At 66.1% G+C, this 23,912-nt stretch carries 22 protein-coding genes, 1 tRNA gene and 1 other RNA gene; 10 read left to right on the forward strand and 14 right to left on the reverse strand.

From position 1 onward, the window contains the following. Positions 1-68: 68 nt before the first annotated feature. From ACH0CP_RS08330 to ACH0CP_RS08350, 5 genes are all read right to left on the reverse strand, one after another. Positions 69-1,454, reverse strand: coding sequence for a sorbosone dehydrogenase family protein (locus ACH0CP_RS08330; RefSeq protein WP_294445042.1), 1,386 nt, complete (start codon positions 1,452-1,454; stop codon positions 69-71). A gap of 66 nt (positions 1,455-1,520) precedes the next feature. Further along, a complete protein-coding gene (locus ACH0CP_RS08335) occupies positions 1,521-2,048 on the reverse strand; it encodes an NUDIX hydrolase (protein WP_294445040.1) in 528 nt (175 codons plus the stop codon). Then, positions 2,045-2,716, reverse strand: a complete 672-nt coding sequence (locus ACH0CP_RS08340) for a TPM domain-containing protein (RefSeq protein WP_294445039.1) — start codon at positions 2,714-2,716, stop codon at positions 2,045-2,047. Before ACH0CP_RS08340 ends, ACH0CP_RS08335 begins: the two co-directional genes overlap by 4 nt. Continuing rightward, positions 2,716-3,573, reverse strand: a complete 858-nt coding sequence (locus ACH0CP_RS08345) for a YgcG family protein (protein WP_294445048.1) — start codon at positions 3,571-3,573, stop codon at positions 2,716-2,718. Before ACH0CP_RS08345 ends, ACH0CP_RS08340 begins: the two co-directional genes overlap by 1 nt. Positions 3,574-3,691: 118 nt before the next feature. Next, on the reverse strand, positions 3,692-4,270 hold the full coding sequence (locus ACH0CP_RS08350; RefSeq protein WP_294445038.1) for a LemA family protein: 579 nt from the start codon (positions 4,268-4,270) through the stop codon (positions 3,692-3,694). A 109-nt stretch (positions 4,271-4,379) separates the two neighbouring features. On the opposite strand from ACH0CP_RS08350, the gene mscL reads away from it, so the two are divergent. Beyond that, the gene (gene mscL, locus ACH0CP_RS08355; RefSeq protein WP_294445037.1) at positions 4,380-4,832 is read left to right on the forward strand and encodes a large conductance mechanosensitive channel protein MscL; all 453 of its coding nucleotides are present in this window, start codon (positions 4,380-4,382) and stop codon (positions 4,830-4,832) included. Between the two features lie 38 nt (positions 4,833-4,870). On the opposite strand, the gene ACH0CP_RS08360 is transcribed toward mscL, so the two are convergent. After that, on the reverse strand, positions 4,871-5,302 hold the full coding sequence (locus tag ACH0CP_RS08360) for an Rrf2 family transcriptional regulator (RefSeq protein ID WP_294445036.1): 432 nt from the start codon (positions 5,300-5,302) through the stop codon (positions 4,871-4,873). A gap of 42 nt (positions 5,303-5,344) precedes the next feature. Between ACH0CP_RS08360 and ssrA the strand changes: the two genes are divergently transcribed. From ssrA to ACH0CP_RS08390, 6 genes are all read left to right on the forward strand, one after another. After that, positions 5,345-5,733: a transfer-messenger RNA gene (gene ssrA / locus ACH0CP_RS08365) on the forward strand. A 123-nt stretch (positions 5,734-5,856) separates the two neighbouring features. Then, positions 5,857-6,537, forward strand: a complete 681-nt coding sequence (locus tag ACH0CP_RS08370) for a 2OG-Fe(II) oxygenase (RefSeq protein WP_294445218.1) — start codon at positions 5,857-5,859, stop codon at positions 6,535-6,537. Between the two features lie 4 nt (positions 6,538-6,541). Further along, positions 6,542-8,287, forward strand: coding sequence for a single-stranded-DNA-specific exonuclease RecJ (recJ, locus tag ACH0CP_RS08375; RefSeq protein WP_294445220.1), 1,746 nt, complete (start codon positions 6,542-6,544; stop codon positions 8,285-8,287). An 81-nt stretch (positions 8,288-8,368) separates the two neighbouring features. Next, positions 8,369-8,443, forward strand: a tRNA-Glu gene (locus tag ACH0CP_RS08380). A gap of 57 nt (positions 8,444-8,500) precedes the next feature. Further along, complete coding sequence (locus ACH0CP_RS08385) at positions 8,501-9,256, forward strand: SDR family NAD(P)-dependent oxidoreductase (RefSeq protein WP_294445094.1); 756 nt, start codon at positions 8,501-8,503, stop codon at positions 9,254-9,256. 60 nt (positions 9,257-9,316) lie between these two features. Next, entirely contained in the window at positions 9,317-10,075 is a 759-nt protein-coding gene (locus ACH0CP_RS08390; protein WP_294445095.1) for a LamB/YcsF family protein, read from the forward strand. Here the strand turns inward: ACH0CP_RS08390 and ACH0CP_RS08395 are convergent, their stop codons facing one another. From ACH0CP_RS08395 to ACH0CP_RS08430, 8 genes are all read right to left on the reverse strand, one after another. Next, positions 10,076-11,248 (reverse strand): aspartyl protease family protein, encoded by a 1,173-nt coding sequence (locus ACH0CP_RS08395; protein ID WP_406875516.1) that lies wholly within the window; start codon positions 11,246-11,248, stop codon positions 10,076-10,078. Positions 11,249-11,378: 130 nt separating this feature from the next. Further along, positions 11,379-12,233, reverse strand: a complete 855-nt coding sequence (locus tag ACH0CP_RS08400) for a MoxR family ATPase (protein WP_294445097.1) — start codon at positions 12,231-12,233, stop codon at positions 11,379-11,381. A gap of 82 nt (positions 12,234-12,315) precedes the next feature. Next, positions 12,316-12,975: a DUF6975 family protein gene (locus tag ACH0CP_RS08405; RefSeq protein ID WP_294445098.1), complete on the reverse strand. Its 660-nt coding sequence runs from the start codon at positions 12,973-12,975 to the stop codon at positions 12,316-12,318. A 55-nt stretch (positions 12,976-13,030) separates the two neighbouring features. Beyond that, positions 13,031-13,918: a PAS domain-containing protein gene (locus ACH0CP_RS08410; RefSeq protein ID WP_294445099.1), complete on the reverse strand. Its 888-nt coding sequence runs from the start codon at positions 13,916-13,918 to the stop codon at positions 13,031-13,033. 190 nt (positions 13,919-14,108) lie between these two features. After that, positions 14,109-16,124, reverse strand: coding sequence for an RNA polymerase sigma factor RpoD (rpoD, locus tag ACH0CP_RS08415; protein ID WP_406875517.1), 2,016 nt, complete (start codon positions 16,122-16,124; stop codon positions 14,109-14,111). Further along, positions 16,124-18,016 carry a DNA primase gene (gene dnaG, locus ACH0CP_RS08420; RefSeq protein ID WP_406875518.1) on the reverse strand — a complete coding sequence of 631 codons (1,893 nt, stop codon included), beginning with the start codon at positions 18,014-18,016 and terminating at the stop codon, positions 16,124-16,126. Before dnaG ends, rpoD begins: the two co-directional genes overlap by 1 nt. Continuing rightward, a complete protein-coding gene (locus ACH0CP_RS08425) occupies positions 18,007-18,405 on the reverse strand; it encodes a GIY-YIG nuclease family protein (RefSeq protein ID WP_294444153.1) in 399 nt (132 codons plus the stop codon). Before ACH0CP_RS08425 ends, dnaG begins: the two co-directional genes overlap by 10 nt. Positions 18,406-18,519: 114 nt before the next feature. Beyond that, complete coding sequence (locus ACH0CP_RS08430; RefSeq protein WP_294444156.1) at positions 18,520-18,972, reverse strand: GatB/YqeY domain-containing protein; 453 nt, start codon at positions 18,970-18,972, stop codon at positions 18,520-18,522. 97 nt (positions 18,973-19,069) lie between these two features. Between ACH0CP_RS08430 and carA the strand changes: the two genes are divergently transcribed. The 3 genes from carA to carB are packed head-to-tail and all read left to right on the forward strand — an operon-like array spanning position 19,070 to position 23,890. Continuing rightward, positions 19,070-20,248 (forward strand): glutamine-hydrolyzing carbamoyl-phosphate synthase small subunit, encoded by a 1,179-nt coding sequence (gene carA / locus ACH0CP_RS08435; protein ID WP_406875519.1) that lies wholly within the window; start codon positions 19,070-19,072, stop codon positions 20,246-20,248. After that, on the forward strand, positions 20,245-20,544 hold the full coding sequence (locus tag ACH0CP_RS08440; protein WP_294444151.1) for a hypothetical protein: 300 nt from the start codon (positions 20,245-20,247) through the stop codon (positions 20,542-20,544). The genes carA and ACH0CP_RS08440 overlap by 4 nt, the downstream gene beginning before the upstream one ends. Positions 20,545-20,560: 16 nt before the next feature. Then, the gene (gene carB, locus ACH0CP_RS08445; RefSeq protein WP_294444150.1) at positions 20,561-23,890 is read left to right on the forward strand and encodes a carbamoyl-phosphate synthase large subunit; all 3,330 of its coding nucleotides are present in this window, start codon (positions 20,561-20,563) and stop codon (positions 23,888-23,890) included. The last annotated feature ends 22 nt before the right edge of the window (positions 23,891-23,912 follow it).

The following is a 23,912-nucleotide window of genomic DNA, read 5'->3' on the forward strand; positions in this document are numbered from 1 at the left end:
TCTCGCCTGTCTTGCTTGGCCGTGTCACAATTGACGCGCTTCCCAAGGGAAGCGCGCCAGGGAAGGGATCAGCGGGTGGCGGGCTGCCCAGCCCGCTGTGCTGCAGCCGGCTGGCCTGCGGCAGGCTGCCCTGCCGCGCTCACCCGCCAGATCACGTTGCCGACGTCGTCCGCCACCAGCAGCGCGCCGGTTTGATCGGTGATGACGCCAACCGGGCGGCCCTGCGCCTCGCCCTTGGCGTTGAGGAAGCCGGTGAGCACGTCGACCGGCTTTGCGCCGGGCACCGGCCAGCCGCGATCGGTGAAGGGCACGAAGACGACCTTATAGCCGGAGACCGGCACGCGGTTCCATGAGCCATGTTCGCCGATGAAGGCCCCGTTCGCGAAGCGATCGCCAAGCTTCGCATCGGTAGCGAAGGTGAGGCCGAGCGCTGCGACGTGCGGCCCGAGCGCGTAATCCGGACGCTTCGAATACTGCTGAAGCTGCGGGTTGGCGGGCTCGACGCGCTTGTCGGGGTAACCGCCCCAATAATACCAAGGCCAGCCGAAGTGATCGCCAAGCTCAATCGCGGTCAGATAGTCCGGCACGATATCCGAACCGAGCATGTCGCGCTCGTTAACGACCGTCCACAGCTGCTTGGTATTGGGGTTGAGCGCCATGCCGTTCGCGTTGCGCACGCCGGCGGCGTAGATGCGGTACGTCTTTTCCTTCGGCCAGACCTGCAGGATGACGGCGCGCAACCGCTCCTTGTCGAGGCCGTTCTCGCCGATGTTCGAGGCCGAGCCGATCGAGAGATAGAGGGTGCGGCCATCCTCGGCATTGATGACGTTGCGCGCCCAGTGATTGGCGCCGCCCGGATATTTGATGACGGTCTCGGGCTTGGCGGTGACCTTGGTTGCGCCCTCGGTGTAGGGCACGCGCACCAGCGCATCGGTGTTCGCGATGTAGAGCTGTCCTTCGAACAGAGTCATGCCATGCGGCGAGTTCAGCCCGGTCATGAACACGTGCTTTTCATCGACCCGGCCGTCGCCGTTCGAATCGCGCAGCAGGGTGATGCGGTTCGCGGACGGCACCGCGGCGCCGCCGCGACCCATCAGAAGCTTCATCGCAGCGCCCGTGATCCCGCCACCCTCACGCGGCGGTGAGTTCGTCTCGGCAACGAGGATATCGCCGTTGGGCAGGCGGTACAGCCAGCGCGGGTGATCGAAGCCCTCGGCATAGCGGGTGACGGTGAGGCCCTCGGCCGCCGTCGGGGCGGCGCCCTGCGGCCAGCCGACGGCCTTCGCCACCTTGACCGTTGGGATCATCTGCCGGCGGGGTTCGGTGATCTGCGGCCGCTGGCCCGTGACGTCGGCGAAATCGACCTTCGCCTTGTCGGGCCAGCCAAGCCAGACAAGGATGCCGGCAGCCACCAGGATCAGCAGGCCGATCACGATCAGGATGTGTTTGCGCATGACCAAGAGATAGGCCGCGACGCGAAGCGGGGGAAGGGTGGTTCGTTGCCGGCGCGAACCGACCGGTCAGGGCAGCAGCACGTCGGTGAGCAGCAGCATAAGCTTCACATCGATCGCGACGCCCGCGGCGCGCTTCGCCGCGACGAAGGCAGCAAGATTCCGGCGCAGGACGAGATGGACGGTGATATCCTCGTCCGCATCGCCGCCGCCATCGCTGACCCGCGTGAGATCGCGGGCGCGCACCAGCGTAAAGCTTTCGCTGACCATGCCGGGCGAGGAACAGAAATCACCGAGTGGCTCGATCGACCCGGCGCGGTAGCCGGTTTCCTCCTCAAGCTCCCGGCCTGCGGCTTCGGCCAGCGGCTCGCCCGAAGTCACATCACCGACGAGACCGGCGGGAAGCTCGAGGCAGGTACGGCCGAGAGGCACGCGATATTGCTCGACCAGCACCACCTCGTCATTGTCGGTGATAGCGATGATCACCGCGGCGCCGATTCCGCGACTGCGATCGGCATATTCCCAATTGCCCTGCCGCATCATGCGAATGAAGCGGCCTTCCCACATGACTTGCGGGGCATCGGTGGGTGCGCTCATAGCTCGATCAGGCGATCGGGCAATTCGTTGGGATTGCTGCCGGTGCGCGGGAAATGTTCGGCCAGCACGACGCCGATTTCCTGGACTGCCGCCGCCATGCCGTCTCCGGGGCGCCCGTCCTTCACCGCGGCGACGAGCGCGGCCATCGCGTGGCCCCACACGTCACTGGAAACGCGGCTGTGGATGCCGACATCGGCGACGATCTCGGCGCGATGCTCGTCGAGGCTGAGGTAAAGGAGCACGCCGGTCGCGGCGATGGTGCGGTGTTCGGCGCTGGTGCGGAACAGGGCGAGCGCGCGGGCATGGACCCGGCGCGTCTTGGTCGCAGCGGGTGTGAGCGCCATACGCAGCGGGCGGATCGCGAGGAGATAACGCACGACAAGGAAGGTGACCGTCGCGAGCACGGTTGCGATGGTGAGTGCCGTGCCGGTCGAGACATGCTCGTTCCACGGATCGCCGGTGAGGAAATGGATCGCATCGACCGAATTGGGGAATGCCGACAGCAGTGCCAGCACGAGCAGCGAGGCCAGCACCGCCCAGTGCAGCCCGACATCGTGATACGCATCGGAGGTGCGGGCGACGATCGTCACGATCTCGCCATCGGTATGCTCTTCGGCCGCAGCGACCGCCGCCGTCACCTTGGCATGATCTTCAGCAGACAGGCGCATCACCAGCTCCCCGAGGCGCCGCCGCCCCCGAACGATCCGCCGCCGCCGCCGCCGAAGCCGCCGCCACCCCAGCCGCCGCCACCGCCGCCGAAGCCGCCACCACCGCCGAAGCCCCCGCCGCCCCAGTGATCGTCGTCGTCGTTATCACGCAGCGCCGCGCTCGCGACATTGGCTGCGATGTTCCACAGGATGACGGAGCTGAGGCCGCCATCGTCGCGGTAGCGCTTGCCGCGACCGACCGAGCCGCGCCGGCCGAGCGACAGCAGCACGAACATCGCGACCATGCCCCAGAAGACAAGGCCGAGCGGGAAGCCGCCACCGCCGCCGCTGCGCTGCGCCTTGCGGGTGCTGTCGAATTCCTTGATCGCGGCGTCGAGCCTGGCCTGCGCTTCCTCCGGCGAGGCGCGCAGCTGCGCGATCAGCGCGTCCGTGCCGGCGACCACACCGGCCGCCATGTCGCCTTCCTTGAAGTAAGGCAGGACATCATTGTTGATGACGACGCTGGAATAAGCGTCGGTCAGGAAGGGCTCGAGGCCATTGCCGACCTCGATCCGCACCTTGCGATCATTGGGGGCGACCAGCAGGATCGCGCCGTTGTTGACGTCCTTCAGGCCAACGCCCCAGGCCCGGCCGAGCTTGTAGCCATATTCCTCGATCGGATAGCCTTCGAGGCTGGGAACGGTGGCGACGACCAGCTGCCGTTTCGTATCCCGCTGCAGCGCGTCGAGCTTCTGCGTCAGCTCCGCCTCGACATTCGGGGGCAGGATATCGGCCGCGTCGACGACGAAGCCGGTGAACTTGGGGAATGTCTGCGCGGTTGCCGGCAGGACAATCATCGCGGCAAGGGCCACGATCATCGCGGCGAGCAAGGACCGCCATGCGTTCGCGCTGAGCCTGTGGAAGCGCTGCACTATTTACTCCGGCGCAAGATGGGGCGGGGCGCCCCGGGAGGCGACCCCGCCGGGAAACGATCGATCAGCTGCCGAAATCGACCTTGGGCGCGGCTTCCGCGCCGGGCGTGGTCGCCTGGAACGGCACCATCGGCTTTGCACCGTAGAAGATCTTCGCGCCGACCGCGTCGGGGAAGGTGCGGATGCGCGTGTTATACGCCTGCACCGCCGCATTATAATCGTTGCGGGCGATGGTGATGCGATTCTCCGTGCCCTCGAGCTGGCTCATCAGCGTGGTATAATTCGCCTGGCTCTTCAGCTCCGGATACGCTTCCTGCAGCCGCTGCAGCGACAAGGTGAGGCCCGCCTGCGCGCGCTGATAGGCCTGCATCTTCGCCGGATCGCTGAGATCGTCAGGCGACACCTGGACCTGCGTGGCGGACGCGCGCGCGTTGGTCACCTCGGTGAGAATATCCTTCTCCTGCGCGCCGGCCGCCTTCACGGTCGACACGAGATTGGGGATCAGATCAGCGCGGCGCTGATACTGATTCTGCACGTCGGCCCAGCGCGCCTTGGCATTCTCCTCCGCGGTCGGAACGCTGTTGATGCCGCAGCCGGCGACGCTGGCGGAAAGCGCAACGATAAGAAGGGGACGAAAGGTCATTAGCGTGGGTCTCCGAAAACGGCCTGTATCATTCATATAGGACAGCGGCTGCGCTTGGCGAGGGGGCAATCGGCGCGTAACCTAGATTAGAACAGCGGAAGGTTTTGTCATGCTCAAGGAATTCCGGGCGTTCATCGCGCGCGGCAACGTGCTGGATCTCGCGGTGGCGGTGATCATCGGCGCCGCGTTCAGCAAGATCGTCACGTCGCTGACTGAGGACGTGCTGATGCCGGTGATCGGCAGGGTCTTCGGGGGGCTCGATTTCTCCAGCTACTTCATCACGCTGGGCAAGGTGCCGCCGAACCTCGTCGGATCGACCGATTATGTCGCGCTGAAGAAGGCGGGCGTGCCGCTGCTTGGCTATGGCGCGTTCATCACCCAGGCGGTGAACTTCGTCATCGTCGCGTTCATCATCTTCATGCTGATGCGCACGGTGAACCGCGCGGTGGCGATGTTCGAGCACGAGAAGAAGAAGAGCGCCGAGGAGCCCAAGGCGGAACCCGCGGATGTCGCGTTGCTGCGCGAGATTCGCGACGAACTGAAGGCGCGGCCGAAAATCTAAATCCGGCGCAGCGGACGGTGAGGATCGGCGCGCCGCGATCAGGCGGCGGCCATCTCCACCGCCGTCGCATCGGCGAGGCTGGTGCCGTCGAGGATCCGCGCCGTCTCGTCCCGTACGCGGGCCATGGCGTGGCGGATCGCGCAATCCGCCTCGCTCTTGCAATCGCGGCACGGGCGATACGCGGTCCGGCTGACGCAAGGGACGAGCGCGAGCGGGCCTTCGATCACGCGGATGATCTCACCCAGCGAGATGAGATGCGCCGGACGGGCGAGGACGTAGCCGCCCATCTTGCCGCGGTGGCTGTGCAGCAGCCCGGCATCACGCAGATCGGCGAGGATCAGCTCGAGGAACTTGCGCGGGACGTTCGCCTCGACGGCGATACGGTTCATCGGCACGGGCGGGCCGCCTGCGGGCGTCGTTGCGAGATACAGCATCGAGCGCAGGGCGTAACGGGAACGCTGGGTAAGCATGATACCCTGTTATATGCACCCGCATTATGGCGACCGAAAGGCGGTCTTTGCAGTTTCGTCCCGACGCCCTATATCGGTCGGGCTCGCGGGGCTTGCCCCACGGCTATGGCGATAAACGCCGGCGAAGAATAGGCACAGCGGACCCGGGGGCAGTACCCGGCGGCTCCACCATCGCTTCTGCTTTCAGCAGAGACGTTGACGGGGCCGAACCAGGATCGACGTGTGTTGAAAGGCGCTGGCTTTTGCTCGGAATGGGACCACCGTGACGGCCCATACACAAGTGCCAACGATAACGAAGCACTCGCGATTGCGGCGTAACCTGACGGCTTAACGGCCTAAGGTTATACCAAAATAGCGCGGTTGGACCGCACCGGGCAACAGAAGCGGATTCCAGCGGCACGGGGGGCGCCGGGCAACAGAAGCCCCCCACCTGCCATGTCTCCTCAACATCGACACGCGTCCCGAAGCTGGCGCGGTAAGGTCAGTCGTGCCCGCCGAGAGGGCCGCATTGGCACCGCCCTTGTCTTCGGCCGGGCGGCGCGCAAATAGGTGCCATGGCGAGCCAATCTGTACCCGGACATCCATCGCAGCATCGCGCGCAGATCGGGGCGGCGGTCGCGGCGCGGCTGTCGGCTGATCCGCGCGCCGTGAAGCTGCTGAGCGCAGTCGCCGACGCCTGGAAGATCCCGAACTATCTCGATGTCGCCACCTGCAAGCGGCTGGTGGCGATGATCGACGCCAACCGGCGGCCCTCGACGCTGCTGTCCGATCGCGGCGATACGTCGTTCCGTACCTCCGAAAGCTGCGACATGAACCGGCATTCGCCTGAGATCCGGCCGATCGACGAGGGGCTGGCGGACTTGCTGGGGCTCGATCCTGCCTGGGGCGAGACGATGCAGGGGCAGCGCTACGCGCCCGGCCAGTATTTCAAGGCGCACCACGATTATTTCCACGAGGGCGAAAGCTATTGGCCCGCCATGAAGGCGTCCGGCGGGCAGCGTGTGTGGACAGCGATGATCTTCCTCAACGATGTGGAGGAAGGTGGCGCGACCTGGTTTCCGCAGGCCGGCGTGCGGGTTGCGCCCAAGCGGGGCACGCTGCTCGCGTGGAACAACATGCTGGCGGACGGCAGCCCCAATCCGATGACGCTGCACGAAGGGACGGCAGTGTCCGAGGGGGTGAAGTACATCATCACCAAGTGGTTCCGCGAAGCGCCCTGGACGGCGCGGGCGTGAACCGATGATGCACGTTCTGGGGGTCGAACGGTCAATCATGGGCCAGCCGTGGCGGTGGCGCGCGACGGCGGCGGACAATCTGTCGCTCGACGACCTCGTGACGCAGCTGCTGCTGGCGCGCGGCTGCCCGCGGGAGGCGCTGGACGATCACCGCAGCCCGTCGATCCGCGCCTTCATGCCCGATCCGTCGATCTTTCGCGACATGGACCGTGCCGCCGAGCGGCTCGCCGACGCGGTGGTGGCAGGCGAGCAGATCGCGGTGTTCGGCGATTATGACGTCGACGGCGCGACATCGGCGGCGGTCATGATCCTGCTGCTGCGGCAGCTGGGGATCGAGGCGCGGCCCTATATCCCGGACCGGCTGGTCGAGGGCTATGGCCCGACCGCGACGGCGATGACGCGGCTGGCGCAGGAAGGCGCGAGCCTGATCGTCACGGTCGATTGCGGCGCGCAAGCGTTCGAGGCGCTGGAGGCGGCACGTGCGGTGCCGGTCGACGTGATCGTCGTTGACCATCATCAATGCGCCAGCGCCTTGCCGGTCGCCCATGCGGTGGTGAACCCCAATCGGCTGGACGAAGATGAAGGCGCGGCGCACGGGCATCTCGCGGCCGTCGGCGTCGCCTTCCTGCTGGGTGCGGCGCTGCTGCGCGTGCTGCGCGGCCGTGGCTTCTTCGCGGCACGGCTGGAACCGCGCCTGCTCGACCTGCTCGATCTGGTCGCGTTGGGAACGGTTGCCGACGTTGCGCAGCTGCGCGGGCTGAACCGGGCCTTCGTCGCGCAGGGGCTGAAGGTAATGGCCGGGCGGCGCAACATCGGCCTTGCTGCGCTGATCGAAGCGTCGCGCCTGACCCGCGCACCGACCGCAAGTGACCTGGGCTTCGCGCTGGGGCCGCGGATCAATGCCGGCGGGCGGGTTGGGCGCGCGGACCTGGGCGTGCGCCTGCTGACCACGCGCGATCCGGACGAAGCGCGGATGATCGCGCAGGAGCTCGATCGGCTGAACGAGGAGCGGCGTGCGATTGAAGGCGCCGTGCAGGCCGAGGCGGAGACGATGTACGCGGCGGATCGCGCCGTGACGGTGGTCTCGGGGCGCGGCTGGCATCCTGGCGTGATCGGCATCGTGGCGGGGCGCCTGAAGGAGAAGCTGGGGCAGCCGGCGATCGTCATCGCTTTGGACGAACATGGCCTCGGCAAGGGATCGGGTCGCTCCATCCCCGGCGTCGACCTTGGCCAGGCGGTGCTGGCGGCGAAGGAGGCAGGGCTGCTGGTGGCGGGCGGCGGCCATGCCATGGCGGCCGGCCTCACCATCGATGCTGACAAGGTGCCGGCCTTTGCCGATTTTCTGGAGGAGCTTCTGTCCGCGCGGGTCGCGGCGGCGGTGGCGGATCGCGCCTTGCTGGTCGATTCGGTTCATGCGCCAGGGGGTGTGACGCCTGATCTCGTCACCGCGCTGGAAATGGGCGGGCCCTATGGCATGGGATGGCCGAGCCCGCGTGTGGCCATCGGGCCGGTGCGCGCAGTGCGCGTGGACGTGGTCGGCAATGGCCATGTCCGCGCGATCGTCGCCGGAGATGACGGCCGCAGCCTGAAGGCGATGGCCTTTCGCGCCGCGGACACGCCGCTGGGCGCCGCGCTGCTCGGCGCCGCGTCGCACCGCCGGCTGTGGCTCGCCGGCCGCGCAAAGATCGACGACTGGGCACAGCGCCCGGTCGCCGAGCTTCATCTCGACGATGCGGCCTGGGCGGATTGAGCAGCTGCAGCAATAAAAATATCTTTCGGGCGTGAGTGCGATTGACAGGTCGGGAGACCCCCTCTAGCTGCACCCCCCGCTGGCCCCTTCGTCTAGTGGTTAGGACGCGGCCCTTTCACGGCTGAAACACGGGTTCGAGTCCCGTAGGGGTCACCAGCACATCGCCCGCTCGCAGCTTGCGTCACCGAACGGGCGCAAGGCGAGGGGGGATGAATGGCTTTCGATCTCACTGGGCGCATTGCGCTCATTACCGGTGCATCCTCCGGTCTGGGCGCCCATTTCGCGGAAATCTTTGTTGCTGCCGGCGCGCGGGTAGTGATCGGCGCGCGGCGGATCGACCGGGTCGAGGCGCTTGCCGCCGAGCTTGGCGACAAGGCGCTGCCCGTCGCGATCGACGTGACCGACCAACAATCCATCGCCGCTGCCTATGACGCTGCCGAGGCGCATTTCGGCACGGTCGACACCGTGATCGCCAATGCCGGTGTCGCCAACGGCGGGCGCACGGTGGACGTCGCGCCCGACGCGCTTCGCCAGACGATCGACACCAACTTCACCGGCGTGCTGCTGACCGCCCGTGAAGGCGCCAAGCGGCTGATGGCGGCAGGATCGCGCGATACCGGCCGCGGACGCATCGTGCTGATCGGATCGATCACCGCCCATGTTACCGGCCATGGCGACAGCGCCTATGCCGCTTCCAAGGCAGCCGTCGCCCATCTGGGGCGCAACCTGGCGCGCGAGTGGGTCCGCATGGGAATCAACGTGAACGTGATCCAGCCGGGTTATATCCAAACCGAGATCGCCGGCGACTGGTTCGAGACCGAGGGCGGGGCCAAGCAGGTTTCCAGCTGGCATCGCCGGCGCTTCATGCCGATCGACGTGCTCGACCCTCAGCTCCTCTATTTCGCATCCGATGCCAGCGAGATGGTGACCGGCACGGTGGTGGACATCGACGACGGCCAGTCGCTCTAGGCGCGCGTTCCGTCACAGCCCCCTTAGACAAGCGGGGGGTGAAAGGCGTAGATGGCGGCGATGCGGTCGATCGATCTGAACGCCGATCTCGGCGAAGGCTTTGGCCCCTGGTCGATGGGCGACGATGCCGCGATGCTCGCGCTCGTCAGCAGCGCCAACGTCGCCTGCGGAGGCCATGCGAGCGACCCAGAGACGATGTTCCGTACGATGCGGCTCGCGCGCGAGCGCGGCGTCGTGGTGGGCGCGCATCCGAGCTATCCGGATTTGCCGGGATTCGGACGGCGGCGGCTACCGGCCACCCCGGCCGAGATCGAGCGATTCGTTGCGGCGCAGGTGGGCGCCCTGATCGCGATCGGCGCGCTTGCCGATCATCCCGTCAGCTATGTGAAGCCGCATGGCGCGCTGGCCAATGTCGCAGCCGCAGAGGCCGAGGTGGCGGCGGCGATCGCACGCGCGGTGGCGGCGGTGGACCGCGAGCTTGCCGTTCTGGCGATTTCCGGCACCGCGCTTGAGCAGGCCGCGCGGGCAGCGGGCCTGCGCGTGTTCAGCGAGGTCTTCGCCGATCGCGGCTACACCCCCGCTGGTGACCTCGTCCCGCGCAGCATGCCGGGCGCGGTGATCCATGACGCCGACGAGGCGGCGGCGCGTCTCGCGCGCTTCCTGGAGACGGGCGAAATGGCGACGATGGAGGGTGGGACGGTGCGCCTCGACGTCGATTCGATCTGCGTCCATGGCGACAACCCGGCCGCGGTGGCGATGGCCGGGCGCGTGCGCGACGTGCTGATGGCGCGCGGGATCACCATCGCGCCGTTCGTCTGATCAGTAGAAGTCGCGCAGCGTCAGCTTGCGCTCGGTGCCGTCGCACATCCGGAGCGTGACGGTTCGGCCCGGCGTCCCTGCGGACCAGCTGGCGAGCGGGCTGGCGGGATAATCGGCCGGGATCGTTTGCCCGTCGATGGCGCAGATCATGTCGCCTTCCTTCCACCCCGCCGCCTGTGCCGGCCCGCCCTGCATCACGTGCAGAACCTTCAGCCGGTCCCTGGCGACGCCGACCAACAGGCCGCTGGTCGAGCGGACCGGGGGCTGATCGGCATGCGGGACGGGGCTCAGGATCATTCGCCCGGCGGTGGGATCGAGCAGCACGCGGTAATTCTGCAGGAAGCCCGAACCGATCCGGCCCGCCGCCTCGATCGAATCGGAGAATCCGCCAGCCGGCTCGACACGGATTTCGACATTGCGCGCGGTAAGCTCGCCCAGCCGGAGCGTCGGCACGATGCCGATCGTGCTGGTGACCGCGCCGGCGAGGCCGAAGGAGATGGCGGTGGTCGTGGGGATGCCGGGAAGGCGGGCATTGGCCCAGCCGCCGGCGGTGACCGTCACTGACGAGCCATCGCCGGTATCGACCACCATTGGCCGCAGCCGCGCGGCGCCCAGCGTGATCTCGCTGACATACACCAGTCGGTCGCGCGAAATGCTGAGCGGCGCGGTGAAGCCGCGGAAAGGCAGGCGGCCGCTTGGCAGCAGGCGGAAGCGCCGGCCGGCATAATCGATGTCGAGCGCAAAGCCGCCGGTGAGGTCCCGGCCGACGAGAAGGTCGACCGCATCGGCGCTGCCGGTTGCGATCGCGGGGAGCGTGGCCACGGTGAGGCCGCCGCCGCGCCGCGTCAGGCCGCCCATCGCGATCGTCGCGGTCGGCGTCCATCCAATGTCCACCACGCCGCCGATGGCGGTCGCATTGCCGCCGGGGCGCACCTTCAGCGCTGCGCGCTCGGCGAAGCGACGGGAGAGGACGGAATAGCTGACCCCGGTGTCGAGGATGGCCGTTGCCGGCCGGCCGTCGACCGTCATGGTGAAGCGGAGCTGATTGCCGGGCGTGAGCTCGAACGGCACCCAGCGCGTTTCGGCGTCGCGCGCCAAAGTCGCGCTGCCGACCGGCTGGGCCGCGGGCAGGGCAAGCGGTGCGGCGGCAGCGACAAGCAACGGGAGAAGCAACACGTTGTGCGTTTAGCGCGGCACCGCGGAAGCGGCTACCGGCATGTCAGGGGTACGTTGGGCGCCCGTTCAACGATCACCGCCGCCGTCCAGCATCGGCAGGCGGCGGGGATCGTCGTGAGGCTGGTGATCAGCCCTTGTTCGCCTGACGCTTCGCCATGAAGGCGAGGCGTTCGAACAGCATCACGTCCTGCTCGTTCTTCAGCAATGCGCCGTGGAGCGGCGGAATCGCCTTCGTCGGATCGCGGTTCTGCAGCACGTCGAGCGGCATGTCCTCATGCAGCAGCAGCTTCAGCCAGTCGAGCAGCTCGCTGGTCGACGGCTTCTTCTTCAGGCCTGGCACGTCGCGGACCTCGTAGAAGATGTCCATCGCCTTGGAGACCAGGATCTTCTGGATGCCGGGGAAGTGGACGTCGACGATCGCCTGCATCGTTTCGCGGTCGGGGAATTTGATATAGTGGAAGAAGCAGCGGCGCAGGAACGCGTCCGGCAGTTCCTTCTCGTTGTTCGACGTGATGACGACGATCGGGCGCTCGGTGGCGCGCACCGTCTCCTTCGTTTCGTATACGTGGAATTCCATGCGATCGAGCTCCTGCAGGAGGTCGTTCGGGAATTCGATATCCGCCTTGTCGATCTCGTCGATCAGCAGCACCGGCAGTTCGGGGGAGGTGAACGCCTCCCACAACTTGCCCTTGCGGATATAGTTCGAAATGTCGTGCACGCGCTCGTCGCCGAGCTGACCGTCGCGCAGGCGGGCGACCGCGTCATATTCGTACAGGCCCTGCTGCGCCTTGGTGGTGGATTTGACGTTCCACTCGATCAGCGGCGCGCCGGTCGCCTTGGCGATCTCATAGGCCAGAACCGTTTTGCCGGTGCCCGGTTCACCCTTCACCAGCAGCGGCCGGCGTAGCGACACGGCGGCGTTCACCGCGACTTTCAGATCGTCGGTCGCAACGTAGCTCTGCGTGCCCTCGAACCGCTTCATGCCCTCATCCCGTCTCGTTCGACTATCGGGTACGACGATGGGGGAATTTTCGATCGTGCGCAAGCCAGTTAAGCCGCGGTGATTAAAGCGCGTTGCGTGCCTCCGCGCGGGCGGCGAGCAGATGCCACAGGCCGCGATGCTGCGCGACGAGTTGCTGGGCGCCGAACATCATGGCGCGGGCGCAGGCCGGCTCGCTGGCTAGCCGCTCGGCAATCGGCGCGATGTCGTCCGCGGACGGCAATGAGGTTTCGCGGAGCGTGACTCCGGCACGGGTGGCGGCCACCGCCAGGACGGAGCGGATCGCACGCCAGTCGATGAGGAACGCGAAGGTAGCGCCAAGCGCGCATCCATTGCGGTCCGAGCGCGCCAATGTGGCGAGCGCGCGCTGCTGCGTGGCGATCGCGGCTTCAGTCTCCGCCTGTCCGGGCGTGGAGGGGAGCGGGCCGATCGCGGCGGTCAGCTTGACCAGGAGGTGGCGCTCGTCATCGAAGGCGACCGCCGTCTCGTAGAGCCAGGCGCGAATATCCTGCGCACCGCGCGCATCAAGCGAGATCTCGACCATGCTGGGCGCGGCGCCGTGTAGCGCGCACAAAGCATGGACCGCATCGGACAGATCGCGCGTCAGCGCCGCCGGCGCGCGCAGTGCCAGTGCATGCTCCATGGCGGCGCTGCCCTCGTCGGCGACCAGATCGCCGATCGAGCGACCCGTCGTCGCGAAGCCTGGACTGGTAAGCGTCGGCACCCATGTTCCCCGATGGTTGAGGGTTGACCATAGGCCGACAGCGTAAACATGGCGTTTACGACGTCGTAGGCGTGACGACGACGGTAACCCCGACGACGCGCCCGGAGCTGGCAAGTGGCGCCAGGCCGACGCGAACCGGGCGAAGCTCGGCGCCGCCGACCAGCAGCGAGGCGGTGACCGACTGCGGGGTGCGTTCGTCGATCGCCGCTTCGAACGCTTCGCCCACGGTGCTGCGATCTCCCACGGTAACCAGCGAGACGATGCGCGCGAGGGACAATGCCTCGACACTGGCGCCGGTGAGCTTGGCAAGGGCAGGGGAGGCCTGTTCGATCCGACCCCGCAAATTGATGATCGCGCAGGCAGCGCCGGCGGCCTCGAGCGCGCTGAACGCCGAATCATGCCGGTCCCGCCAGTGCTGGCGTTCCTCCGCTGCAGTCGCGTCGCTGATCTGAACGATGCAGCCGGCGGGCACGCAATCGACCGCATAGGCGAGCAGGCGATCGGGGAAGCGAGGGGAGCGGCACTCGGTCGTCTCCGACAAGCCGGAGACGGCGACGCGCGTGACCGTCGCTGCCAGTGCTTCGTCACCGGGAGAGGCCAAGCCGCTGACCGGCGCGCCGACATCAGCGGCATCGCCAAAATAGGCGCGCGCGCCCCGACTTGCCGCAATGATCGTTTGCTCCGCGCCAAGCACGACGATCATATCGCCGAGCGCGTCGAGCAACGCGCCGAGCTGCCCGCCCTCGACCGGTTGACCGCTGTGCGTCGAGCACAGCGCGTCCATCACGTCAACCGAGGTCATCACCAGCCGGGGACGGCCGCGGTGGAGGATATAGACCGGCCCGCGCCCGGCGCGCTCCTGCCAGATGCCGAAGTGGCGCACGAGATCGGAGGCGGTGACCTGCTGGTCCGAAGCGATCGGAAAAACGGGAGCGTTCTTCATGAGCCGAAACTTGCGGGCGCGATGCCGGGGGCGACAAGTGGATCGATCCAAAGTGGCAAGAGGCGCGCGTATTTGCGTGGCCGATCGCGCCGATCTGGCTTGAACTCCGTCCGCGCCTCCCGTTCCGAACGCAAAAAAAGGAGCGGGAAGATCACTCCTCCCGCTCCGTTCGTGTCATTTCAGCCGTTGGTTACTGGTCGAGGAAACTGCGCATCTTGCGGCTGCGGCTCGGGTGCTTCAGCTTGCGAAGCGCCTTCGCCTCGATCTGGCGGATACGTTCACGCGTCACGCTGAACTGCTGGCCGACTTCCTCGAGCGTGTGATCGGTGTTCATGCCGATGCCAAAGCGCATGCGCAGCACGCGCTCCTCACGCGGCGTCAGGCTGGCGAGGACGCGGGTGACCGTTTCCTTGAGGTTCGCCTGGATCGCGGCATCCACCGGAATGACGGCGTTCTTGTCCTCGATGAAATCGCCCAGGTGGCTGTCTTCCTCGTCGCCGATCGGGGTTTCGAGGGAGATCGGCTCCTTGGCGATCTTCATCACCTTGCGCACCTTCTCGAGCGGCATGCTCAGGCGCTCGGCCATTTCCTCGGGCGTGGGCTCGCGGCCCTGCTCGTGGAGGAACTGGCGGCTGGTGCGGACCAGCTTGTTGATCGTCTCGATCATGTGGACCGGGATGCGGATCGTGCGCGCCTGGTCCGCGATCGAGCGGGTGATCGCCTGCCGGATCCACCACGTGGCGTAGGTGGAGAACTTGTAGCCGCGGCGATACTCGAACTTGTCCACCGCCTTCATCAGGCCGATGTTGCCCTCCTGGATCAGGTCCAGGAACTGCAGGCCGCGGTTGGTGTACTTCTTGGCGATCGAGATCACGAGGCGCAGGTTCGCCTCGACCATCTCTTTCTTCGCGATACGCGCTTCGCGCTCGCCCTTCTGCACCATGTTGACGATGCGACGGAACTCGCCCAGCGCCATGCCGGTCTGCTGCGAGATCTCGGCGATTTCGCTGCGGATGCGCTCAACGGCAGCCGCCTCGTTGGTCGCGAAGGCGGTCCACTTCTTGTCGAGGCCGTTCACCGTCGCCAGGAACGTATCGTCGAGTTCATGGCCCATGTAGCGATCGAGGAAGTCCTTGCGGCTTACCTTGTGCCGCTCCGCCAGCCGCAGCATCTGACCGCCCAGCGCGGTAAGGCGCCGGTTGTAGCTGTACAGCTGGTCGACCAGATACTCGATCTTGGCGTTGTGGAACTGGACGCTCTCGACCTCGGCCGTCAGTTCCTCGCGCAGCTTCTGGTACTTGCGCTCATCGGCCGCCGTCAGCTCGGTCCCGCCGCCCATGGCGTCGAGCCGGCCCTGCTGCATCTTCGAGAATTTCTTGTAGATCGACGTGATGTTGGCGAACTTCTCAAGCGCCATCGGCTTGAGCGTTTCCTCCATCTGCGCGAGGCTGAGGGTATTGTCCTCTTCCTCGTCGTCCGACGGCCGCGGCGTGCGGCGCTCGGTCATGTCATCGTCGTCGTCAGCCGAGACTTCCTCGGGCTCTTCCTCTTCCTTGAAGGAGGCGCCAGCGGTCTTCTCGCTAATCTCGCCATTGTCTTCCTCGGCACCCTCGACCTGTTCGGCCGAAGGACCCTTGGAAAGCATCGCGTCGAGATCGAGGATCTCGCGCAGCTGCATCGTGCCTTCATTGAGCTGGGTGGACCAGTCGATGATCGCGTTGAAGGTGATGGGCGATTCGCACAGGCCCATGATCATCGTGTCACGGCCGGCTTCGATGCGCTTGGCGATCGCGATTTCGCCTTCGCGGCTGAGCAGCTCGACGGCGCCCATCTCGCGCAGGTACATGCGCACCGGATCATCGGTGCGGTCCACCGTTTCCTTCTTCTTCTCGACGACAGGCGCGTTTTCCTGATCGACGTCGACGGTCTCGACCTCGTCCTCAGGCTGATCCTCGCCGTCCTCGCCCGCTTCCTCGTTCTCGACGATGTTGACGCCCATCTCATTGAGCGCGGACATCACGTCTTCGAGCTGATCCGAGGACATCTGGTCCTGCGGCAGCGCGGCGTTCAGCTGGTCATACGTGATGTACCCACGCTTCTTCGCGCGGGCGATCAGCTTCTTGATATCCGCGTCATTCAGGTCGATCAGCGGGGCATCGGCCACTTCCGCGCCTTCGTCTGCACCGCTACCGTTCACCTTCGCCATCAATCGTCCTCGGCATCAAAAGCGCGGGCGTCTTCGTTCGACTGCACGAGATTTGCAAGCCGAAGCTCCAGCGCCTGTTTTTCCTTCACCAACGCAACCTGCCGTTCAAACGCTTCTTCGGTGAAGCGCGCCTGCATGGCAGAGGTTGCATCGGCCAATGCCGCATCCACTTCTGGCTGCGCGACGAGGATCGCGATCGCTTCGTCAAGGTCTTCCCTGGCGCGCGTCTCGTCCCCCGTCGGTTGCGTGAAGGAATAGGGCATCGTATCGGCTCTCAGCAGATCGCGGGCGATCGCTTCGAAACCACTGCCGGCCAATATGGTGACGAGGCGGTCGCTATCAAGCGCCCGATCTTCAAGCGCCACATCAACAACCGCCTCGAACAATCGGCCAAGGGCGCCATCCGCCATGCGGAGCGATCCCAGCACCTCGACGTGGCGGGCGATTTCGGCCGGATGGCGGATCAGACCGGCGAGCACCGCCTTGGCAAGGACGCGGTCGATACCGGCAACGCGGAAGGCCTTTGCGTCCTCGGTGACGGGGGCGGGCGGCGGCGTCCACTTCTGCCCCGGGCGCCGCGGGGTGAAGGGCTGGCGTGGTTCGAACGGACGCCCGCGCTCGAAAGGGCGGCGGCTTTGGCCGAACTGCTCGTCGTAGCGGCGACGGAACTCGGCCTGATACTCCGATCGCACCACCGGATCGCCGATCGTCTTGGCGAGCTCCCCCATGCGGGCACGGAACCCCGCGCGCTGCTCGGGCGTCGTCAGCGGCTCGGCGGCGAGTTCATGTGCCCATAACCGGTCGACCAGGGGGGTCGCCTCGCGGACCAGCGCTTCGAACGCGCCGACACCCTTGGCGCGGATCAGGTCATCAGGATCCTGCCCTTCGGGCAGCGTCACGAACTGCAGGCTGCGGCCGGGCCCGAGCAGCGGCATGGCGCGGTGCGCGGCCCGGATCGCGGCTTTCTGCCCGGCATTGTCGCCATCGAGGCATAAAGTCGGCACGTCGCTGATCCGCCACAGGCGCTCCAGCTGATGCTCGGTCAGTGCAGTACCGAGCGGGGCGACCACTTCGCCGATCCCGGCCTGCGCCAGCGCGATCGCATCCATATAGCCCTCGACCACGAACACCCGGTCCGCCTTGCGGGCGGCAGGCAGGGCGCGATCGAGATTGTAGAGCGTGCGGCCCTTGTCGAAGAGCGGCGTATCGGGCGAGTTCAGATATTTAGGCTCGCCGTCGCCGATGATCCGGCCGCCGAAGGCGATCACCCGCCCGCGCTGATCGCGGATCGGGATCATCAGCCGCCCGCGGAAGCGGTCATAGGGCTCCTTGTTTTCGACGCTGATCAGAAGGCCAGCCTCGATCAGCATCGCGTCCCCGAATTGCTTCAGGGCGGTGCGAAGCTTGCCGCGCGAATCGGGCGCGAAGCCGAAGCCGAAGGCGCGGCGAGTCGCTTCCGTGATGCCGCGTCGTTCGAGCAATTCGCGGGCGGGCGCGCCCTCAATCCCGTCTAGCTGGGTGCGGAACCACTCCGCCGCCGCCGCCATCACGTCGTGCAGCGATTGCGCCTTCTCGGCTCGCTCGGCCGCGCGACGGTCGGGCGCGGGCACGTCCATTCCCGCCGCCTGCGCGAGTTCCTTCACCGCATCCATGAACGGCAGCCCGCGCTGATCCGTCATCCAGCGAATCGCATCGCCGTGAGCGGAGCAGCCGAAGCAATGATAGAAGCCCTTGTCGTCGTTGACGTAGAAGCTGGGCGTCTTCTCGTTATGGAACGGGCAGCATCCCTTATACTCCCGGCCCGCCTTGGTGAGCTTGGTCGTCTTGCCGATCAGCGCAGACAGCGACGTGCGTGCGCGCAGTTCGTCGAGGAAGGCGGGGGTCAGGGACATGGGTGTTCTGTCTTCAATCGACGTCCTTCGAGAAGCTCGGAACGAGCGCGCTTTCGCGCGGCGCCGGGCCTCTCTCCGCCCGTTCGCCCTGAGCCTGTCGAAGGGCGTGCCGGATGGGAGGCGGCCAGTCGGGAAATTTGATCCCACCCACCCGTGATCAACGCTTCCTTCTTGGCACGTGACCATCCCTTGATGCGGCGTTCGGTCTCGAGCGCCTCCAACCGCGTTGAAGACTCCCGGGACCATGCCAGCGAACCCGGCTGCCGCCGTGCCGTGTAGTCACTCCTGCGTGCGGCGTGATGCCGCGAAATTCGCGGGTCCAAGTTACCCGTATGTCCGGCGTAGAAGCTGCCGTCCGAACAGTGCAGTAAGTAGACCCAGAACAGCATGTCGTTGGCTTGGCAGATCGATGCGAGTCGGTCGAGGGGCGGTGGGTGGGCGCGCCCTTCGACAGGCTCAGGACGAACGGAGGGTTTTGTGCTGTCCGGTTTGACAGCCTGAACCTAGGCCAGCGCCGCCTTCACCAGCCCACTGGCCTTCGACATGTCCAGCACCGTGCCGTGGCGCGCCTTCAGTTCCGCCATTACGCGGCCCATGTCCTTCATGCCGGAAGCGCCGATCTCGGCCTTGATGGCCTCGATCGCGGCGGTGGTTTCTTCCTCGCTCAATGCGCGGGGGAGGAAGCGGTCGATAACGGCGACTTCGGCTTCCTCGGCTGCGGCCAGTTCCTCGCGGCCGCCCTTGCGATACATGTCGATCGACTCGATGCGCTGCTTCTTCATCTTCTGCAGCACTTCGACGACCAGCGCATCGTCTTCCGGCGCGTTCGTCTGGGTGCGGGCCTCGATGTCGCGATTCTTGATCGCGGCCTGAATCAGGCTGATCGCAGCGCGGGTTTCCTTGTCGCCGGATTTCATGGCGGCGATCTGGGCTTGCTTGATATCGTCTCGAATCATGATGACTGCGCCCATATCAGATTGACGCGGGGGAGGGGCGAGTTTAGCGCGCCGCACTTAACGTACATCGCCGCTTACCCCAGGAGTGCCCGCCACCATGGCCGACGCCGACCCTTCGCACGCGCCCAAACCTGACGGCGCCACCGGCGTCCTCGTCCTCGCCTCAGGCGATGTGATCTGGGGCCGTGGCTTCGGCGCCGAGGGACAGGCAGTGGGCGAGGTGTGCTTCCACACCGCGATGACCGGCTATCAAGAGATCATGACCGATCCCTCCTTTGCCGGGCAGATCATCACCTTCACCTTTCCGCATATCGGCAATGTCGGTGCGAACCCGGACGATGTGGAGGCGGATGAGCCGCACGCGCTGGGCATGATCGTGCGCGAGGATCCGACCGCGCCGTCGAACTTCCGTGCCGCCGAGAACCTCGAGGGCTGGATGAAGCGCCACGCACGCATCGGCCTTGCCGGGATCGACACCCGCGCGCTGACCCGCCGCATCCGCGCGGGCGGGGCGCCCACCGGCGTCGTCGCGCATTCCGCGGACGGCAATTTCGATCTCGACCTTCTCCTGAAGATGGCGCGTGAGTGGCCGGGGCTGGAGGGCATGGACCTCGCCAAGACGGTAACTCGTGAGACGCACGCCACCTGGGGTGAGGACCGCAACGGCGGGATCTGGCAGATCGGCTTTGGCTATAACGGTGTGCAGGGCGACGATCGCCCGCACGTCGTGGCGATCGATTATGGCAGCAAGCACAATATTTTCCGCAACCTAGTTCAGGCGGGCGCGAAGGTGTCGGTGGTGCCGGCGGAGACCGATTTCGACACGATCATGTCGCTCAATCCCGACGGCATCTTCCTGTCGAACGGCCCGGGCGATCCCGCCGCGACCGGTGAATATGCGGTCCCGGTGATCCAGAAGCTGCTGGAGACCGGAAAGCCGCTGTTCGGCATCTGCCTTGGGCACCAGCTGCTCGGCCTTGCGGTCGGTGCGCGCACGACCAAGATGTTCCAGGGCCATCGTGGTGCAAACCACCCGGTGAAGCGCCTCGCGGATGGCGCAGTCGAGATAACCAGCATGAACCACGGGTTCGCAGTCGAACGCGAAAGCCTGCCGGCGAATGCGCGCGAGACCCACGTTTCACTGTTCGACGGCAGCAATGCCGGCCTGGAGCTGACCGACAAGCCCGCGTTCAGCGTGCAATATCACCCCGAGGCGAGCCCGGGTCCGCAGGACAGCTTCTACCTGTTCGAACGGTTCGTGGGCTCGCTGCGTTGATCACCACGGGCCGGCTTGCTGCTCCGGTGCTGATCCTCGCCTTGGCTGCCTGTTCGCAGGCTGCCCCGGCGAACCAGCACCAGTTGCAGGCGCGGCTTTCCTCGATCCCGAACAAATGCGGGGTGGAGAAAGCGCGGCTCAAGGCGACGTCTGCCGCGGACGTGACGATGGAATTGCCGGGCGACATGCCAGCGTCTGCTGCCGAAAAGGCCGCCGCCTGCATCGCCGCCGAAGTGAAGAAGATTTCGGGAGCCAGCCTCACGCCGATCGGCGCGACGGCTGGCGCCGCCGAGTAGGACCAAGAGAGACATAATGCCCAAGCGCACCGACATCTCCTCCATCCTCGTCATTGGCGCCGGACCGATCGTGATCGGTCAGGCGTGCGAGTTCGATTATTCGGGCACGCAGGCGATTAAGGCGCTCAAGGAAGAGGGCTATCGCATCGTCCTGGTCAATTCGAACCCGGCGACGATCATGACCGATCCCGAGCTGGCGGACGCCACCTATGTCGAGCCGATCACGCCGGAGATCGTCGCGAAGATCATCGAGAAGGAGCGGCCCGACGCCGTCCTGCCGACGATGGGCGGGCAGACCGCGCTAAATACTGCGCTGGCGCTGTTCCGCGACGGCACGCTGGAGAAGTACGGCGTGACCATGATCGGCGCCGACGCGGAAGCGATCGACAAGGCGGAGGACCGCCAGAAATTCCGCGACGCGATGGACAAGATCGGGCTGGAAAGCGCTCGCTCGGCCGTGGCGCATACCGAGGCGGAGGCGCTGGAGGCCCTGGAGAAGACCGGGCTTCCCGCGATCATCCGGCCGAGTTTCACTTTGGGCGGCACCGGCGGCGGCGTCGCCTACAATCGCGAGGAGTTCCTCGAGATCGTCCGCAAGGGGCTCGATGCCTCGCCGACCACCGAGGTGCTGATCGAGGAATCGCTGCTCGGCTGGAAGGAATATGAGATGGAGGTGGTCCGCGACCGTGCGGACAATTGCATCATCATCTGCTCGATCGAGAATATCGATCCGATGGGCGTCCACACCGGCGATTCCATCACCGTCGCGCCGGCGCTGACGCTGACCGACAAGGAATATCAGATCATGCGCAACGCCAGCATTGCGGTGCTGCGCGAAATCGGCGTGGAAACAGGCGGTTCGAACGTACAGTTCGCGGTCAATCCGAAGGACGGCCGCCTGATCGTGATCGAGATGAACCCGCGCGTGTCGCGCTCCTCGGCGCTCGCCTCCAAGGCCACCGGCTTCCCGATCGCCAAGGTCGCGGCGAAGCTGGCGGTTGGCTACACGCTGGACGAGATCGAGAACGACATTACCGGCGCGACCCCGGCTTCGTTCGAGCCGACGATCGACTATGTCGTCACCAAGATCCCGCGATTCGCCTTCGAGAAGTTCAAGGGCGCCGAAGCCGTGCTGTCGACCGCGATGAAGAGCGTCGGCGAAGTGATGGCGATCGGGCGCAATATCCATGAGTCGATGCAGAAGGCGCTGCGTGGCCTGGAGACCGGTCTCAGCGGCTTCGATCGCGTCGAGCGGCTGGTCGGCGCGCCGCGCGCCGAGATCGAGGCGGCGCTTGCCGTTGCCTCGCCCGATCGCCTGCTGGTCGCCGCCCAGGCGCTGCGCGAGGGCTTCACCGTCGCCGAAGTGCACGCGATCGCCAAGTACGACCCCTGGTTCCTTGAGCGGATCGAGGAGATCGTGCGCGCCGAAGAGGAAGTGTGCCGCAACGGCCTGCCGATCGACGCGGCCGGCATGCGCCGCCTGAAGGCGATGGGATTCAGCGACAAGCGGCTTGCCTGGCTCGCGCTCCAGTCGGCGAACCTTCGCGGCATGCGTCGTGGCATTGCGCAAGGGTCGGGCCTGATCCATGAGGCGGTGAAGGCGATGACCGGCGGCGTCACCGAGCAGGAGGTGCGCGAGCATCGCCACAAGCTGGGCGTGCGCCCGGTGTTCAAGCGGATCGACACTTGCGCGGCCGAGTTCGACGCCAAGACGCCCTACATGTATTCGACCTATGAGGCGCCCAGCTTCGGCGAGCCCGAGAATGAGGCGATGCCGTCCGATCGCCGCAAGATCGTGATCCTGGGCGGTGGACCGAACCGGATCGGGCAGGGGATCGAGTTCGATTACTGCTGCTGTCACGCCTGTTTCGCGCTGGCGGATGCCGGGTTCGAAACGATCATGGTCAACTGCAACCCGGAGACGGTCTCGACCGACTATGACACGTCGGATCGCCTGTATTTTGAGCCGCTGACGGCCGAGGACGTGCTGGAGATCCTGCATGTCGAGCAGTCCAAGGGCGAACTCGTCGGCGTGATCGTCCAGTTCGGTGGCCAGACGCCGCTGAACCTGGCGCGTGCGATCGAGGCGGCAGGGATTCCGATCCTCGGCACCTCGCCCTCGGCAATCGACTTGGCCGAGGATCGCGAGCAGTTCGCGGCGCTGGTCGACAAGCTGCGCCTGCTCCAGCCCAACAATGGCATCGCCCGCAGCCGCGAAGAGGCGCTGAACGTCGCCGAACGCGTCGGCTATCCGGTGCTGATGCGCCCGAGCTTCGTGCTCGGTGGCCGCGCGATGGAGATCGTCGACGGGCCGCAGCAGCTGGAGGATTACATCCAGACCGCGGTTCAGGTGTCCGGCGACGCGCCGGTGCTGATCGACCAGTATCTGCGCGACGCGATCGAGGTGGACGTGGACGCGATCTGCGACGGCGACGATGTCGTGGTTGCCGGCGTGCTGCAGCATATCGAGGAGGCCGGCGTCCATTCCGGCGACAGCGCCTGCTCGATCCCGCCCTATTCGCTGCCGGCCGAGATCATCGCAGAGATCGAGCGTCAGGCCGAGGCGCTGGCGCACGGCCTTGGCGTGCGCGGCCTGATGAACATCCAGTTCGCTGTGAAGGACGGCAAGGTCTACCTTATCGAGGTGAACCCGCGTGCCAGCCGCACGGTGCCGTTTGTCGCCAAGGCGATCGGATCGCCGATCGCCAAGATCGCGGCGCGCGTGATGGCGGGTGAGAAGCTGAAGGACCTGCCGGCGATCGATCGCAACATCGATTATGTCGCGGTGAAGGAAGCGGTGTTCCCCTTCAACCGCTTCCCGGGAATCGATCCCGTGTTGTCCCCGGAAATGAAATCCACCGGCGAAGTGATGGGAATCGATCGCGATTTCACCACCGCCTTCGCCAAGTCACAGCTCGCGGCAAGCAATGTGCTGCCGAGCGGCGGCAAGGTGTTCGTCAGCGTGAAGGACAATGACAAGGCGGCGATCACGCCCGCGATCCGCGAACTGGTAGACGCCGGCTTCACCATCGTCGCGACCGGCGGCACCGCCGATCACCTGCAGCGTGCCGGCCTGCCGGTCGAGGTGGTAAACAAGGTGGCGCAGGGCCGGCCGCACATCGTTGACCGGATCAAGGACGGCGACATCGCGCTTATCTTCAACACCACCGAAGGTTGGCAGAGCCTGAAGGATTCGCAGCCGATCCGCGCGTCTGCGGTGAATCAGAAGATCCCGTACTTCACCACCGCCCAAGCAAGCATTCAGGCAGCAAAGGCTATCACGACGGTGTCGCAGAACCTTGAAGTGCGCCCGTTGCAGGCCTATTATTCGCAGTCGCACAACTAATCCCCGACAATTTGTTTGAGGT

The sequence above is a fragment of the Sphingomonas sp. 179-I 2A4 NHS genome (assembly GCF_045369135.1).
Lineage (GTDB): Bacteria > Pseudomonadota > Alphaproteobacteria > Sphingomonadales > Sphingomonadaceae > Sphingomonas.

Bases quoted from the DNA above. Each gene is read 5' to 3' on its own strand.
- ACH0CP_RS08330 (WP_294445042.1), bottom strand. From the start codon at position 1,454: ATGCGCAAACACATCCTGATCGTGATCGGCCTGCTGATCCTGGTGGCT.
- ACH0CP_RS08335 (WP_294445040.1), bottom strand. From the start codon at position 2,048: ATGAGCGCACCCACCGATGCCCCGCAAGTCATGTGGGAAGGCCGCTTC.
- ACH0CP_RS08340 (WP_294445039.1), bottom strand. From the start codon at position 2,716: ATGCGCCTGTCTGCTGAAGATCATGCCAAGGTGACGGCGGCGGTCGCT.
- ACH0CP_RS08345 (WP_294445048.1), bottom strand. From the start codon at position 3,573: ATGATCGTGGCCCTTGCCGCGATGATTGTCCTGCCGGCAACCGCGCAG.
- ACH0CP_RS08350 (WP_294445038.1), bottom strand. From the start codon at position 4,270: ATGACCTTTCGTCCCCTTCTTATCGTTGCGCTTTCCGCCAGCGTCGCC.
- mscL (WP_294445037.1), top strand. From the start codon at position 4,380: ATGCTCAAGGAATTCCGGGCGTTCATCGCGCGCGGCAACGTGCTGGAT.
- ACH0CP_RS08360 (WP_294445036.1), bottom strand. From the start codon at position 5,302: ATGCTTACCCAGCGTTCCCGTTACGCCCTGCGCTCGATGCTGTATCTC.
- ACH0CP_RS08370 (WP_294445218.1), top strand. From the start codon at position 5,857: ATGGCGAGCCAATCTGTACCCGGACATCCATCGCAGCATCGCGCGCAG.
- recJ (WP_294445220.1), top strand. From the start codon at position 6,542: ATGATGCACGTTCTGGGGGTCGAACGGTCAATCATGGGCCAGCCGTGG.
- ACH0CP_RS08385 (WP_294445094.1), top strand. From the start codon at position 8,501: ATGGCTTTCGATCTCACTGGGCGCATTGCGCTCATTACCGGTGCATCC.
- ACH0CP_RS08390 (WP_294445095.1), top strand. From the start codon at position 9,317: ATGCGGTCGATCGATCTGAACGCCGATCTCGGCGAAGGCTTTGGCCCC.
- ACH0CP_RS08400 (WP_294445097.1), bottom strand. From the start codon at position 12,233: ATGAAGCGGTTCGAGGGCACGCAGAGCTACGTTGCGACCGACGATCTG.
- ACH0CP_RS08410 (WP_294445099.1), bottom strand. From the start codon at position 13,918: ATGAAGAACGCTCCCGTTTTTCCGATCGCTTCGGACCAGCAGGTCACC.
- rpoD (WP_406875517.1), bottom strand. From the start codon at position 16,124: ATGGCGAAGGTGAACGGTAGCGGTGCAGACGAAGGCGCGGAAGTGGCC.
- dnaG (WP_406875518.1), bottom strand. From the start codon at position 18,016: ATGTCCCTGACCCCCGCCTTCCTCGACGAACTGCGCGCACGCACGTCG.
- ACH0CP_RS08425 (WP_294444153.1), bottom strand. From the start codon at position 18,405: ATGCTGTTCTGGGTCTACTTACTGCACTGTTCGGACGGCAGCTTCTAC.
- ACH0CP_RS08430 (WP_294444156.1), bottom strand. From the start codon at position 18,972: ATGATTCGAGACGATATCAAGCAAGCCCAGATCGCCGCCATGAAATCC.
- carA (WP_406875519.1), top strand. From the start codon at position 19,070: ATGGCCGACGCCGACCCTTCGCACGCGCCCAAACCTGACGGCGCCACC.
- carB (WP_294444150.1), top strand. From the start codon at position 20,561: ATGCCCAAGCGCACCGACATCTCCTCCATCCTCGTCATTGGCGCCGGA.